Source organism: Bradyrhizobium sp. 197 (assembly GCF_023073375.1).
In the GTDB taxonomy this organism is placed as follows: Bacteria; Pseudomonadota; Alphaproteobacteria; order Rhizobiales; family Xanthobacteraceae; genus Bradyrhizobium.
Genome location: NZ_JADPJJ010000092.1, coordinates 100034 through 115000, shown reverse-complemented (window position 1 = coordinate 115000; position 14967 = coordinate 100034). Strand labels below are relative to the sequence as shown.

Below are 14967 nucleotides of genomic sequence, written 5' to 3'. Positions count from 1 at the left end.
TTCGTCGACGCTCGACGGTGTCTGTTGAGACCTGGTGGCGTTTCCGAAAGGCCCTTGAGGCACTCGTTGGTGGAATTCCGATCGTTGCGGTTCCGCGAGCGAGGATGGCCGGGCGCTTCTCGAGAATCAAGCCTCATCGGCGCCTCGCAGGTGCGAACGCCGGCCTGACGCAAGTCGGGCCCCTTAGCGATCTGCTATTTAGTCGCGCAAAAACCAGGGAGCCTCGCATGACGGGCAAGAAGGTCGTGGTCGCCGGAGCGACCGGTCTCGTCGGCAACGCCGCGTTGCGACACTTCGGCACATCGGACCCCTGCGAGGTCGTTGCACTGTCGCGGCGCAGGCCGCGCGACCTCTACGGCGCCCGCCACGTCCCGATCGACCTCACCAGCGCAGCCGATTGCCGCCGCGCCGCGGACGAGTTCAAGGGCGCGACCCATCTGATCTACGCCGCGCTCTACGAGGCGCAGCAACTCGTCGATGGCTGGCGCGATCCGCAGCAGATCAAGACCAACGACCTGATGCTGCGCAATCTGATGGCTGCGCTCGAGCCGGTCTCACCCGGCCTCAAGCATGTCGCCCTGTTGCAGGGCACCAAGGCCTACGGCGTTCACGTTCGCCCCTTGACCGTGCCGGCCCGCGAAGGCCGCTCCGAAATGTACGAGCAGCCCAACTTCTACTGGGCGCAGGAAAACTTTTTGCGCGAACTTCAAATGGGCAAGAGTTGGCATTGGAGCATCCTGCGGCCGGTCCTGATCGTGGGCCTTGCCATGGGCGGCGCGATGGACCTGATCCCGCCGCTCGGCGTCTACGCCGCGATGCTGCGCGAGCAGGGCAGGCCGCTCGATTTTCCCGGTGGCGCCGCGCGCGTCGCGCAAGCGGTCGACGTCGATCTCCTCGCCCGCGCCATCGCCTGGTCGGGAGAGGCCAAGGCCGCGCGGAACGAGGCCTTCAACGTGACCAATGGCGACGTCTTCACGTGGGAGAACATCTGGCCTGCTGTGGCGGATGCACTGGAGATGATCCCGGGCAAGCCGGTCCCGCTGTCGCTCGCCGAGGCCTTTCCAAGCTGGGTCGGCCCCTGGGATGCGTTGCGGCGCAAGCACGACCTTGTATCGCCTCCGCTGGCCGAATTCGTCGGCCTCTCGTTCCAATACGCCGATTACAGCTTGCGCTACGGCCACGCCGAATCGGGTTCGCCCTCGATCGTCTCGACCGTGAAGATCAACCGCGCCGGCTTCACCGAGATGATGGACACCGAAGACATGTTCCGGAAGTGGTTCAGGCAGGCGAAGGAAGAGCGGCTGCTTCCCTGACGCAGAACCAAAGCCGATATATCCGGGATGGTTGCCCAGGTCAGATTGTGGCCCTTCAGCGAAGTAGCGGCGCACTTCGCGCAAGCGGTCGACGTCGATGTCCTCGCCCGCGCCATCGCCTGGTCGGGAGAGGCCAAGGCCGCGCGGAACGAGGCCTTCAACGTGACCAATGGCGACGTCTTCACGTGGGAGAACATCTGGCCTGCTGTGGCGGATGCACTGGAGATGATCCCGGGCAAGCCGGTCCCGCTGTCGCTCGCCGAGGCCTTTCCAAGCTGGGTCGGCCCCTGGGATGCGTTGCGGCGCAAGCACGACCTTGTATCGCCTCCGCTGGCCGAATTCGTCGGCCTCTCGTTCCAATACGCCGATTACAGATTGCGCTACGGCCACGCCGAATCGGGTTCGCCCTCGATCGTCTCGACCGTGAAGATCAACCGCGCCGGCTTCACCGAGATGATGGACACCGAAGACATGTTCCGGAAGTGGTTCAGGCAGGCGAAGGAAGAGCGGCTGCTTCCCTGACGCAGAACCAAAGCCGATATATCCGGGATGGTTGCCCAGGTCAGATTGTGGCCCTTCAGCGAAGTAGCGGCGCACTTCGTTGAGGTCCGCTTAGTGAGGCACGGCGGACTGCGGAAGTGACAGATAGGGGTCTGCACGCATGGCAACCCGTTGATGCCCAGCGCACGGCGAAAGTCATGTTGGCTACCGCCGAAGAAGCAGGCCTTTATTGGCGAGCAATGCGTCGAGTATCTGGATCTCGATGGATAAGCAGATTTTGGCCAAACGTTAGCAGGAAGAAAAAAGAGGGCCGAAGCCCTCTTTCAAATTAGTACCGACGATAGCTCCGATGGTATCCATAGCTGCGACGTACATAGGGGCGACGGACGACGTAGGCCCCGCGCCGATACACGGGCCTTGTGCGGAGGCAACCGCGCGGACCGCAGACCACTGCGACGTTCTCGACGTTCGAAGACTGGAACTGTCCCAAGGGGGCCAGTGGCATTGCTGAAGCGGTCCCGGTCGAAAGAGCTGCGCCACCTAACGCGGCCAGTGCGAGAAGTGCGATTCTAAGTTTCATCTAGTTCCTCCCGTTGAGTGTTATCTCCACAGGACGTGTAGAGGTTCGTCTGTGAATGAACGATGAGGACGAAGATTAAATCGCGGTAATCAGCGGCTATGCGGTGATGCGCGGCTGATGCGGTGCGCACCGCAGCAGCCTCGCGGCGAAGTCATGGTTGCGCCGCCAACCGCACGCCATCTGGCCCAATCAGTCCGGGGTAGGGCGCCTTGAACTTGTAGACGGTTCCGCTGACGGCACCTTCCATGTAGATATATTGGTTATTCTCGCCGCCAAAGGCAAAGTTCGTGGCCGAGGAATCACCATTTGGCAACGGTACGTAACCGATGATGAAGCCACGCGGATCGTACTCGATGACTCCGCCGATGCCGCACGCCGCCCAGAGATTCCCATGCACGTCATAGTGGATGCCGTCAGGCCCACCGTTGCCGGGATTGTAGCTTCCGGCCGTGGCGAAGAAGAATGTCGTGTGCGAGGGATCGTTGGCGCAGTCGGCGCAGGCGGGATTCGGCCCTCGCAGGAACGAATAATACAGCATCCGGTTGCTCGCATAATCCGCAACAGCCAGCGTGCCGTCATCCGGCGAAACCGCTATGCCGTTAGGAAAACTGCCCGTAGTGATGATGCGCCGGAGAATCCCGTCCTTGGAATATTGATACACCGCGCCGGTCCGATCAGCCGCATCGGGTCCTGGTCCTGTTCCCCATGGGTCGGTGAAATACAGGTTGCCCTCGGCGTCGAAGTCGAGATCATTTGGACCCTTGAAGAGTTCGTTATGGAACGTGGAAACGAGCGAGCTTAGTTTCTTCGTCTCCGGATCATAGACCAGGACGCCGAGGTGGCGGGTCGTGACGTAAAGCTTGCCGTCATGCCAGCGCGTCCCCTGCGGTTCGCAAGCGGGACCGAGGTCTCCTTTCGGGTTGCAGTTGAACCCGGGGACCAGCTTGGCGTCTGGAGTGAGGTAGGACACCCAGCCGCTGCCAATCGCGACAAACCAGAAGTTGCCTGCCTTGTCGAAGGCCCCGCCCTCGAGAAACTTGCCCTGGGGTTGATCATGGATATCCGCAAACAAAGTAACCGGTCCGATGCCGGGCGGCGGTGGTGGCAGACCCCACGGCTGCACTTGCTCCGGCGATGGCGGACCGGCGAGCGGGGGCGCGGGGATGGACTGGGCTTGCGCCGATGCAATATGAACGGTTGCGGCCGAGCCCCAGAGTACGAGCGAGAGAATACAGACGGCACTTGCCAACTTCGTTGTCATGACGGTTTCCTCCGACGCTTTTGTTTTTTCTGCCGTGCTTCAAGCATCAGCTCAAAACGTGGCACGAACATGGGCGTACCGCCCCAGTTAATACGGTAGGCGAATGGGCGCTTTAGAAAAAGATATCTCGCAACTTGGAATGACCCGCGCGTGGAAGTGGATGGTCAGCCTTTTGAGACCGCAAGTGAAGCGCGATTGCCGTCCATGGAAAGGAGACCGGGGGATGGTGGTTTTTCCTGGCCGATCCGACATCGGGCCGCACAGCTGGGGGCTGTCCGTCGTGAGTACATCGAAGCGATGGTCGTCGATTCGGACGAAGACGATCAGGATGACAATGGCGACGATGATGAGCTATGAGCCTCACCAAAATTCCCAGCCTCGGGAAAGATCAAGACTGGAGAAGTAACGAAGTAATACTCCGTGGTTCAGATGATCCTCATATCCGGGACCGTCGGCTTTGCGATAATCGGACCCTTCGTCCTGCTCTTCGAGGTCGTTGCTCATAGGGAACGCAGGCAGCCCAACAGATGAGCCCGCGTAGCTTGCTAGTTAGCTGGCAAGCATCGTCTGCTGGTGTGACTTTCGCGACATGCCAATTGCACCGAGCGGTGTCCGCATTCAGGGGTAATCCGGACGGCATTTGCTCATCCTGAGTTCTTCGCAGTCTGACCCAAAGCAGACGCGCGCTGATTCCGTCAATCAGCCGCCGCCAAACTTGGATGGATCATCGTAGGCAGGAGGATCGTCGTGATCGGTCCGGAGACCTCCCGGAACGGAATCGTCGCGATAGATGTGCACGCCGCGTGGAGTGATATAGCTCGGGGTGCCAGCCTGGCCAGGACGCGTCATCGCTTGTCGCGAGTTGTGATGCGACCTTGGGGCGGCGTTCGCAGAAGCACACGACGCGATCACAAGGCATAATCCCAAGACAACACGCATTGCATTTTCTCCAAGCAGCAACCCCCGTTGTATGTGGTGCGCGCGCCGCTCCTTGCTTTCACGTTCGAACGACGCTTCTGGCCATCGCTACGTTAAGGCGGTGCCGTTCCATGTCGGTTCAGCGGGGTAGACCGGGAGTTTGCAGTGGAGCGCTAGACCGACGCTTTTGACCCTAAGCCGAAGTCGCGCTCGGTTCGAACGCCTCGAGCGAGCCGCCTCGCTCACGGTATGATCCGCTTCTCTCGCAGAGTCGTGAACAGGTCGAAGAAACTTTCGTCCGTCGGCTGATAGTCAAGGAACCCCAGCCGACGACTCTTGCTCATGTCGGTGACAACCTCGATCGGCCGACCGAGGTCACCATCGGTGTGCCACGCAGACGCGAGCCGGTTGAGATCCGGTTCTGCCAGACGATGCTTCCGGGCGATGTCGGACCAAATCTGATGGGCGTCGCTCATCTGTCGCTCAAGCGGAAGGCTTTCGCTCGGAAACGCTGCTGGCTGCAGTCCGAACCAAGCTGCCAAGCGCCCCCACATCCACTTCCAACGGAACACGTCCCCGTTGACAACATTGAAAGCCTGATTGCGGGCAGCATCTGTCGTGGCCGCCCATTCCAGATGTCTGGCCAACAGTCTAGCGTCCGTCATATCCGTTAGTGCGTTCCACTGAGTTGCAGAGCCTGGAAACAGAAACGGGCGTCCGATTTCGCGGCAGATCGTGGCGTACGCAGCGAGCGTCGTGCCCATGTTCATGGCATTCCCGACGGCATAGCCTATGATCGTATGTGGCCGGTGAATGTTCCAGTTGAAGCCGTCACGATTCGCCGCCGCGAACACCTCGTCTTCCTGGGCATAATAGAAATTCTCGGTATCGAGCCGAGGTTGGTCCTCTCGAAACGGAGTGGCGATCAAGCTGCTTTGACCATAGGCTTCGAACGGCCCGAGATAGTGCTTGAGGCCAGTTACAAGTGTGACGTGCCTGACCGACCCGGCAGACGACAATGCATCCAGCAAGTTGCGCACCATCACAGAGTTGACCAGGATATTCTCTGCCTCCGTTTTCTGCCTAAGCCACGTGCTGAAGAAAACATGCGTGGGACGCAGTTCGCGCAGCGCCGAACCCAGGGACGCCGGATCCAACAGATCAGCAGCGATTGGCAACATACCGGGGATATCGATTGCTGGCCTGCGTGCCAGTCCGTAAACTGACCACCCCCGCTCCAGGAGATGTTGGGCAAGATTGTTGCCCACTATACCGGTTGCTCCTGCGACAAGTGCGGAACGTTCCATTTTTTGAACCCTTCGCGATCCATTCGAGATAGGGCGCCGACTGCCGCGAGCAAGCCGAATGCCTGTTGGTTGGAGTCTGTCCAGTTTTGGCCCATCGCTACCGTCGGGGCGGTGCCGCTACATGTCGGCTCAGAGGGGTAGACCGGAAGTTTGCAGCCGAGCGCCAGTTTGTCGGGTTGCGACCCATTGCGGAAATCACTGAGGTTTTGTTCTGCGTCGGGATGATGAACGGCTGAACCTCTGCTTCGGTCGGCGCGAACCGTGCCTGCGATGGTCCCAATCCGGGGATCACCGCACCCGTGCCTTTGCAGCGCCCAAGAATCCAGACGTCCTGAGCAAATAAGCCATCGTCGAGAGCTTGCCGCTAACGTCCCTCGTAAACGGGCGGACGCTTTTCTACCTCGGCATCGCGGCCTTCCCGGAAATCCCAGGTCGCGTACAACGCACGATATTGGTCGTCGAGCTTGCCCAGCGCCGTTTCGGAGTCGTCGAGCGCCATATGCGAGGAGGCCAGCGACGTCTTGATGCCGAGAGGGCCGCATGCGGCGATCTTGCTGGCGATCTCGACAGCCTTCGCGAGAGCCGCATCCCGGTCGGGGGGCACTTCCTGAACCATTCCCATCCGGAGAGCTTCCTTCGCTCCCCAATGATCGCCTGTTAGAATGAAGCGCATCGCATTGCCCCATCCGGCCTCTCTGGGGAAACGTACCGTTGAACCGCCGCCGGGAAAACGGCCGTGCGTGTTCTCGTCCTGACCGAACTCCGTGTCTTCCGACGCCACGCGGATGTCGGCGACAAGAAAAAGCTCGTGCGCCATATTCCAGGTGTCGCCATGCACCGCGACAACCAGGGGCTTCGTGAGCGCTGGCTTGGTGCGCCCGAGAGGGTCGATAAAGCCGGGTCCATCCATCATTTTTTTTCCGGACTGAGCGAAGGCCTTGTAGGCATCGACATCGATACCTCTGGAGAAGCGATCGCCATAGCCGAACAGAACAGCGGCACGGAGGGAGGGATCGCGGTCGTAATTGTAGTAGGCTCGCGCCAGGCTCTCTGTCGCGTCCGGGTCCAGTCGGTTGTCGATGTAGGGCCGGTTGATGCCAATCAACACTGTCTGGCCTTTGCGCTCGATGGTGATCTTGGCTCGCTGATCGTACGGAATATTCGCCATGCGCGTGGATTGCGCGGTCTCGTCGCCCTGTGATGTCATCGACGTGTCTCCCGGTTTTTGGGGGCCCGCAACGCGATCGCCTTCCGGATACGGAGATGGGCAAATACGGAGGATCCGCAAGAGGGCGTCGATCACGATGCAGGAAATCGGATCAGGAATGACGCGGGCAATCGTGCGAATTTAAAATGCTGTCGCCGCTAACGGGCCGACATTCGAAATAATCTGCCCCCTTCGGCAGTTCCGTTAATGATAGCTCGACTATTGCACGGCCCTCCATGGGCCAGCGTATTCGCGATCTTTGAGACTGACAGTCTGCTCGTGTGCAGGCCGCTGGCCCTGGTGGTCCAAAAGTATTCTGAAGCCTCAAGTTGGCCGTACGGCACGAACAATCCAAATAGTGAGACCCGCCAATGAAGCCGGAAATCAGGTAGCGGACCCATCCATCCAAGTTGATACCGAGGCGCTCAAGATTGCACTGGCAATCCCCGCGCCGGCAATGCCGAGTACAATGTGCATATTCAGCCCGGGAAATGACCATGGCTACGGAAAAAGATGGTCGCGAGCGACTTCCGGTGTTGGCCCATAGCTGACCTGAGACAATGTTCAGCTTGAGTCCGCAAAGCGTCGGCCAGCGGACATCGCTCAGGCCGCACCAATGAATCTCGATTTATGAGTGCGCGACCTGATCTGCGCTTACGAACGCCGCTTCCATTGCCTTCCGCGTCCTGATCGTCTCGTTGCCCGCGTCAAATTCGACGTCGCTCCAGCGCACGATCTCGCCATGGGCAACGTCGTGCTTCAGCTTCAGCCGATGCGCCAGGCCGATCGGCAAGGCGCCGGCCTTCAGGCTCGCGGCCGCCGGCACCAGCTTGCCCCATACCGTGTAGCCGCCTTCGCCGTCCAGCATCTCGCCGGCGCGCAGATTGCGTTTTGCCACCGAGGCGACGTCGCCGCGGAAGCCGTAGGGCTGCCCGGTTGGCTCGCCCCGCAGCGCAGCCGAGAGCACCGAGATGTTCAGCTCGAGGCCGATCAAATGATAGGGCTTGTACATCGCAGCAAAGCGGCCGCTGGCGTCGGTCTTCAGGCCGTATTGCCTGAAGCAGTCGGCGGCGTAGTCGTTCGGCGCCTCCAGCACGACATAGACCCCCCAGCGCAGATCGCGAAACACCGGCCTTCCGTCGCGCTCGAGCGAGGAGACCACTTCCACCACGCCGGACCGCTCCAGCACGCCGCCTCTGTCGCGAGGGCGCATGATATGCGGCAGGTCGTCGACGCCGCAGGGCGGAAACAGCAGGCCCGCCGCGGGTACGTCCAGCCCGCAGGCATTGGCGATCGCGGCCATCTCGATCGCCGACTTGGTGCCGTCGAGGAAGGAGTTGAACATCTGCGGATTCATCCCGGCCGATTGCGCCTCTCCCGCGGTCAGCCCGTAATGCTGCCAGACGCTGTCAGGCGTCACGTCGTGATAGGCCGGCAGATACTTTGTCCCCTTGCCCGCGGCAACCACGTGAAACCCGGTGGCGCGGGCCCAATCCACCATCTCCGCGGTCAGTGCCGGCTGGTCGCCATAGGCGAGCGAATAGACCACGCCGGCCTTGTGCGCTTCCTCGGCGAGCAGCGGACCCGCCAGCACGTCGGCCTCGACATTGACCATCACGATATGCTTGCCCGCCGCGATCGCGGCGCGGGCGTGCCTGATGCCGACGGCCGGATTGCCGGTCGCCTCCACCACCACGTCCATCGCGCCGCCGGCAATCGCGCGCGCGCCGTCATCGGTGAAGACGGTCGCGGCAATGCGGGCCTCGTCCCACCCGACCGTGCGGCAGGCCTCGCGCGCACGATCCCGGTCGATGTCGACAATGATGGGGACCACGAGCCCCGGCGTGTGCGGCACCTGCGCCAAAAACATCGAGCCGAATTTGCCGGCGCCGATCAGCGCGACACGGACGGGCTTGCCGGTGGAAACGCGGGCCTGGAGAAGGCGGAAGAGGTTCATGGGAATGTCCGATCATGATCGTGTTCCGGACGCGGTGCAGCCTAGGCGATGCGTAGCATCGTCCCAACGCTGCTCCGCAGAGTCGGGACCCAGTGAGTATTGCGCGCGGCGTGGGCCCCGGCTCAGCAGCGCATCACTGACGTGCTGCGCTGCGTCCGGGGCACGAGAGCGTCTACTCCGCCGCCTGCCGCGGCGCACGGGCGAGCCGCACCAGCGCGTCGTCGTCCACCGTCTTGATCGGCGCGAAGTCGCGATGCGCGATGTACTCCGGCCGCGTCGGGTTTCGGATGTAGTTCGAAACCGCGTTCAGCGTCAGGTAGACGATCTTGCGCGGGTAGGGCGTGATGTTGCCGGCCGAGCCGTGCACCAGGTTGCCGTGGAACATCAGCATGCCGCCCGGCTTGCCGGTCGGCGCCACGATGCCGCCCTGCTTGACCAGCCGCGTCACCGTGTCCTCGTCGAGCGTCCACAGCGGATACGACGTGGTGGCGAGGTCATGCGACGCTTGGAGATCACCGGCGTCCTGGCTGCGCGGCACCAGCATCAGCGGGCCGTTGATCGGCATCACCTCGTCCAGAAAGATCGCGATGTTCATCGCGCGCGGCTCGGGCATGCCGTCGTCGCGCTTCCAGGTGCCGTAATCCTGGTGCCATTGCCAGACGTCGCCGGTGAAGGCCGACTTCGCGTTGATCTTGAATTGGTGCATGTAGACCTTTTCGCCGAACAATTGCTCGACCGGGTCGATCATGCGCGGATGCGCGCCGAGAATGCCGAACGCCTCGTTGTAGAGATGCGCGGCAAAGGCGGTGCGCGGCGCGCCGCTCTTCTCGCGCCAGACTTCGGGCCGGTTCGCGTCATAGATGCCGACCGCCTCGCGCGCGAGGAAATCGACCTCCTCCGGGCTGAACAGTTCGGGCAGGAACAGCCAGCCCTCGCGGTCGAAGAACTCCAATTGCTCCTGGGACAGTTTCATGAGTCGTCCTCCTTGCGTTGTTTTTGATTGTCGTTCCGGCGTGAATGCCTACGCCGCCTCGTCCGTCGCCCTCAATCTCTCCTCAGTCATCCGTCCCGCCGTCTGCGCATGTGCAAGCGCCGCGCGTTCGGCCGCCTTCGCATCGCCCGCAAGAATGTGCCCTGCGATCGCAGCATGCTCGGTCCAGGCACTGCCGCGATAATCGAGTTCGGACAGCACGGTCGCCATCGAGCGGCGCATGTGCGGCCACTGCGGCGCGATCGTCTCCTCGATCACAGGATTGCCTGCCAGCTGGTAGATCGCGCGGTGAAAATCGACGTCGAGCGCGATCAGCTCCGCGAGCGGCGTCTTGAGATCGATACCGCGTCCAGCGCCGAGCGCTGCATCCAGCCGCGCGCGTCCCGCCGCGTCGCTTGCCGCGCGCTCCGCCGCGAGCCGTGCCGCCAAGGCGTCGATGGCGCCGCGTACCTCGTACAGCTGGCGGATGCGCGACGGGTCGAGCTGGGTGACTTCAAAGCCGCGCCGGCCGCTCTCGGCGACCAGCCCCTGCCGGTGCAACAGGTGCAGCGCATGCGACACCGGCTGGCGCGACACGCCGAGCTTGTCGGCGAGCTCGTTCTGCCGGATGCGCTGGCCGGGCTGCAGGGTGCGGTCGGAGATCGCCTCCAGGATCCGCGCATAGACCTGGTCGATCAGGTTCGGAAGCGGGTCGAGAGGGATCACGCCGGCTGCTCCGAGAATGACGAAAGGGAATACGGAATTCCGTATTCGAAGATATGGCGACAGTTTGAGGGCGTCAAGCGCCACCAACGCGGCGTCTGAGCTCGTTTTGCGCTTCACCAAGCCATTGATATTGCTAGGGTCCGCTACTGTGCATGGGGTTGTTTTCGAGGAAATGGAAGTGCGAGGGCGCTACTCCGCCAAAAACGTGCTCACCACCTCGCCGAACTCCAGCGGCGCCTGCTCGAACATCCAGTGTCCGGCATTGGGAATCACCGCCGTCTTCGCCCCAGCGATGTGCTCGGCCAGCACGCGCCACATCACCGACAGGCTCCCTGTCGTGGCGCCGCCGCCGATCAGCAGCGTCGGTGTCCTGATCGCCTGCGCATCCGCAAGCGTGTAGGGCCGGCGCTGCTCGTTGATCTGGCCGAGGAAGGTGAGCGCGTTGTCGCGGAGTTGCTGCTTTGCCGCCGCCGGCACGCGCCGCCACGAGCCGTCGCCTTCGATGCCTTCGTAGAAGTTCTGCAGCGCGCCCTCGATGTCGCCGGCGCGGATCATCTCGACCGAGCGCGTGGTGCGCGTGGCCAGCGGCGGATGCGCGGGCGTGCCTTCAGGCAACGGCAGGCTGGCATCGAGATCGCCGCCCGGCTCGGCCAGCACCAGTTTTCGCAGCAGATCGGGCCGCGCCTGCGCCACGCGAAAGGCGATGTGGCCGCCGCGCGAATGGCCCATGAGGTCGACGGGTGCGGGTTCGATCTGCTCGATGAAGGCGATCACGTCGGTGACGTGCTGGGCCATCTTGTAATCGTCGCCGACGGCGTCCCAATGCTCGGGAAAGAAATGCCGCAGGCTGACCGAGATCACGCGATGCGCTTTCGACAGCGGGCCGAGCACAGAATACCAGGTGCGGAAATCGCCGAGCGTGCCGTGCACGCAGACCAGCGGCGGGCCTTCTCCGACTTCGAGATAGGCCATGTCGTAACCGTTAACGCGAAATGTCTGCATGATCAGCCCGCCAAAAAATCCAGCACCATTTCGGAGTATTTCTGCGGCGCCTGCTCGAACATCGGGTGCGTCGCGTTCGGGGTCACCGCCGTCCTGGCATATGGCACATGCGCGGCGAGCGCATGCAGCACTTTTGGCAGCAGGCCCTTGGTTCGCCCGCCAAGGATGAACAGCGTCGGCATTTTGATCGATTCCGCATCCGCCTTCGAGAACGGTGGGCGGTTGTCGCGGACCTGGCCGAGCAGGGTGAAGGCGTTGTCGCGCAAATTCTGCTTCACCATCGCCGGCAGTCGCGGCCAGGTGCCGGCGCCCTCCAGCGTGTCGACAAAGACGGCGAGGCCGCCATCGACGTCGCCGGCCGCGATCTTCGCGGCCGAGGCCGTGAAGCGCGCCAGCAGCGGCGAGGGCCCGCCGGCATAGTCGGGATCGAGGCTCGCATCGAGCTCGCCGCCGGGTTCGGCCAGGACCAGCCGCCGGAGCAGCTCCGGCCGCCGCTGCGCCACGCGGAAGCAGATGTGCCCGCCGCGGGAATGGCCCATCAAATCGACCGGGCCGAGATCGAGCTTCTCGATGAAGGCGATGACGTCGTCGACATGCTGCGCGATCGAATAGGTGTCACCGACGCCATCCCATCGCGCCGGGAAGAAATGCCGCAGGCTGACAGGAATCACCCGGTGCCGCTGCGTCAGCGGCCTGAGCACGCAGCCCCAGGTGCGGAAGTCGGAAAGGGAGCCGTGCACGCAGACCAGCGGCGGCCCCGCCCTGGCCTCGCCCACGTCGAGATAGGGCATGTCGTATCCGTTGACGTGAAGGCTTTGCATCGGGGACTCGCGGCGGGCTGCGGAACTCCTGTGCAAGATTCCCGGAAACCGGGTGGATCGCAACTATTTCCAAGCCTAGATTTGGGCTCAGTTCACATTGGGGGCATGCGAGGGAACGCAAGCCAGGGACCAAACCATGACCGACCAGCATTTTGCCCTGTTCGATAGCAAGATCGGCCTGTGCGCCATTGCCTGGGGTCCGCGCGGCATCAACGGCACGCAACTACCGATGGGCGGCGAAGCGAAGATCCGCACCCGCATCAGCCAGCGCCATGCTGAAGCCAGCGAAGCCGAGCCGACGGCCGACGTGCAGCAGGCGATCGACCGCATCACAAAACTGCTCGCGGGCGAGCCGGATGACCTCACCGACATTCCGCTCGATCTCGACGGCGTGCCCGAGTTCAACCGCGGCGTCTATGCGATCGCCCGCGCCATCCCGCCCGGCAAGACCGTCACCTATGGCGACATCGCCAAACAGCTCGGCGGCGTCGAGCTGTCGCGCGACGTCGGCCAGGCACTCGGACGCAACCCGTGCCCGATCGTGGTGCCCTGCCACCGCGTGCTGGCGGCCGGCAACAAGCCCGGCGGCTTCTCCGCCAATGGGGGCGTGGTGACGAAGTTGAAGATGCTGGAGATCGAAGGCGCGCTGGTGAACCACACGCCGAGCTTGTTTGATTGAAACTCCGCGTCGATTCCGGGCCGCTAAATCTTCGCTGCCGCCTTCGGCCAATATTTGTCGCGTAAATGCCGCTTCACCAGCTTGCCGGTCGGCGTGCGCGGCAGCTCGGCTTCGAAATCGATCGAGCGCGGGCATTTGATCGCGGAGAGGCGACTCTTGCAGTAGGCGATCAAATCGGCCTCGAGCTGCTTGCCGGCGCGCTTCGGATCGTGCGGCTGCACCACCGCCTTGACCTCTTCGCCCATCTCCTCGTTCGGCACGCCGAACACCGCGACATCGGCGACTTCAGGGTGGGTGATGAGCACGTCCTCGGTTTCCTGCGGGTAGATGTTCACCCCACCGGAGATGATCATGTAGGACTTGCGGTCGGTGAGAAAGAGAAAGCCGTCTCTGTCGAGATAGCCGACGTCGCCGAGCGTCGACCAGCCCTTTGCGTTGTAGGCCTTCTTCGTCTTTTCGGGATCGTTGTGATAGGTGAAAACAGGCGCGTCGGCGAAATAGACCGTGCCGATCTCGCCTGTCGGCTGCTCCTCGTCGTTCTCGTTCAGAATCTTGATCTTGCCGACCACGGCGCGGCCGACGCTGCCGCGGTGCTCCAGCCATTCCTTCGAGTTGCAGACGGTAACGCCGTTGCCTTCCGAGCCCGCGTAATACTCGATCAGGATCGGTCCCCACCATTCGATCATTTTTGCTTTGACGTCGACGGGACAAGGCGCCGCAGCGTGGATCGCGCCCTTCAGCGTGGAGACGTCGTAACGGTTGCGGACCTCGTCCGGCAGCTTCAGCATGCGCACGAACATGGTCGGCACGAGCTGTGACTGCGTGACCTTGTATTTTTCGATCAGCTTCAAGAATTCTTCGGCGTCAAAATGCTCCATGATGATGGAGGTGCCGCCGAGTACGGTCGCCATCATGTTGAAGCGCAAGGGAGCTGCGTGATAGAGCGGCGCCGGTGACAGATAAGTGCTCTCGGCGTTCATGCCGCACATATTGGCGCAGAGGACGCGCAGAAACGCGTTCGGCTCGTCGATCGGCTTGCCCTCGAACGCCTTCTTGATACCCTTGGGCCGGCCGGTGGTGCCCGACGAATACAGCATGTCGTAGCCGGCGACCTCGTCGGCGATCGGCGTTGTCGGCTGCGCGGCCGCTTCCCTGTCGTAGGATCGGAAGCCGGCTTGCGGCTCGTCCATCATGTAGAAGACCGGCTCGCCGGCTGCACCCTTGATCAGGCCCTGGATCTGGTCGGCGCATTTCGGCGTCGTGATCACGACCTTCGCGCCGCAATCGGCGATGATGTAGTCGATCTCGTCCTGCTTCAAATAGCGGCTGATCGCGGTGTAATAGAGCCCGCTGCGCTGCGCGGCCCAGCAGATCTCCATGAAGGCGAGCCGGTTCTCCATCAGCAGCGCGATATGGTCGCCGGCTTTCAGCCCGAGCGAGCGGAACAGGTGCGCGCCCTGGTTCGAGAGCCCGTCGAGCTCGCGATAGGTGATCGCCTTGCCGGTGGCGGCCATCTGGTAGGCGATCTTGTCGGGAGTGGTCTGTGCGTTCATTAGCGCGGTCCCAAGGCGTACGAGATGTCGTCCCGGCCTAGTGCGCAATTGCGCACGGGGGCCGGGACCCATAACCACGAATTTTAGTAATTGAAGTTAGATGTCGCCCTAACTCGCCCTAACTACAGGCTCTTCTGGATATGGGTCCCGGCCTTCGCCGGGACGACACCTT

At 62.5% G+C, this 14967-nt stretch carries 13 protein-coding genes; 4 read left to right on the top strand and 9 right to left on the bottom strand.

Annotated elements, in window-relative coordinates; translation table 11 throughout:
• The first annotated feature begins 227 nt into the window (after positions 1-227).
• Together IVB27_RS20935 and IVB27_RS20930 are read left to right on the top strand one after the other, a co-directional pair.
• Positions 228-1313, top strand: coding sequence for an NAD-dependent epimerase/dehydratase family protein (locus IVB27_RS20935; RefSeq protein WP_247445148.1), 1086 nt, complete (start codon positions 228-230; stop codon positions 1311-1313).
• A gap of 27 nt (positions 1314-1340) precedes the next feature.
• On the top strand, positions 1341-1835 hold the full coding sequence (locus tag IVB27_RS20930; RefSeq protein WP_247445147.1) for a Rossmann-fold NAD(P)-binding domain-containing protein: 495 nt from the start codon (positions 1341-1343) through the stop codon (positions 1833-1835).
• A 710-nt stretch (positions 1836-2545) separates the two neighbouring features.
• Here IVB27_RS20930 and IVB27_RS20925 read toward each other — a convergent pair.
• Complete coding sequence (locus tag IVB27_RS20925) at positions 2546-3655, bottom strand: SMP-30/gluconolactonase/LRE family protein (RefSeq protein ID WP_247445146.1); 1110 nt, start codon at positions 3653-3655, stop codon at positions 2546-2548.
• 150 nt (positions 3656-3805) lie between these two features.
• Here IVB27_RS20925 and IVB27_RS20920 point away from each other — a divergent pair, with 150 nt between their 5' ends.
• On the top strand, positions 3806-4012 hold the full coding sequence (locus tag IVB27_RS20920) for a hypothetical protein (protein ID WP_247445145.1): 207 nt from the start codon (positions 3806-3808) through the stop codon (positions 4010-4012).
• 803 nt (positions 4013-4815) lie between these two features.
• On the opposite strand, the gene IVB27_RS20915 is transcribed toward IVB27_RS20920, so the two are convergent.
• From IVB27_RS20915 to IVB27_RS20885, 7 genes are all read right to left on the bottom strand, one after another.
• Positions 4816-5880, bottom strand: coding sequence for an SDR family oxidoreductase (locus tag IVB27_RS20915; protein ID WP_247445144.1), 1065 nt, complete (start codon positions 5878-5880; stop codon positions 4816-4818).
• A gap of 364 nt (positions 5881-6244) precedes the next feature.
• Positions 6245-7087: an enoyl-CoA hydratase-related protein gene (locus IVB27_RS20910; RefSeq protein ID WP_247445143.1), complete on the bottom strand. Its 843-nt coding sequence runs from the start codon at positions 7085-7087 to the stop codon at positions 6245-6247.
• A 628-nt stretch (positions 7088-7715) separates the two neighbouring features.
• Positions 7716-9044: an NAD(P)H-dependent oxidoreductase gene (locus tag IVB27_RS20905; RefSeq protein WP_247445142.1), complete on the bottom strand. Its 1329-nt coding sequence runs from the start codon at positions 9042-9044 to the stop codon at positions 7716-7718.
• Between the two features lie 172 nt (positions 9045-9216).
• Positions 9217-10017, bottom strand: a complete 801-nt coding sequence (locus tag IVB27_RS20900) for a phytanoyl-CoA dioxygenase family protein (protein ID WP_247445141.1) — start codon at positions 10015-10017, stop codon at positions 9217-9219.
• Between the two features lie 48 nt (positions 10018-10065).
• Complete coding sequence (locus IVB27_RS20895) at positions 10066-10740, bottom strand: GntR family transcriptional regulator (protein WP_247445140.1); 675 nt, start codon at positions 10738-10740, stop codon at positions 10066-10068.
• A gap of 189 nt (positions 10741-10929) precedes the next feature.
• Positions 10930-11742: an alpha/beta fold hydrolase gene (locus tag IVB27_RS20890; RefSeq protein WP_247445139.1), complete on the bottom strand. Its 813-nt coding sequence runs from the start codon at positions 11740-11742 to the stop codon at positions 10930-10932.
• 2 nt (positions 11743-11744) lie between these two features.
• Entirely contained in the window at positions 11745-12563 is an 819-nt protein-coding gene (locus tag IVB27_RS20885; RefSeq protein ID WP_247445138.1) for an alpha/beta fold hydrolase, read from the bottom strand.
• Between the two features lie 136 nt (positions 12564-12699).
• Between IVB27_RS20885 and IVB27_RS20880 the strand changes: the two genes are divergently transcribed.
• Complete coding sequence (locus tag IVB27_RS20880) at positions 12700-13242, top strand: methylated-DNA--[protein]-cysteine S-methyltransferase (RefSeq protein WP_247351055.1); 543 nt, start codon at positions 12700-12702, stop codon at positions 13240-13242.
• A 23-nt stretch (positions 13243-13265) separates the two neighbouring features.
• On the opposite strand, the gene IVB27_RS20875 is transcribed toward IVB27_RS20880, so the two are convergent.
• Entirely contained in the window at positions 13266-14795 is a 1530-nt protein-coding gene (locus tag IVB27_RS20875) for an acyl-CoA synthetase (protein WP_247445137.1), read from the bottom strand.
• Positions 14796-14967: the final 172 nt, after the last annotated feature.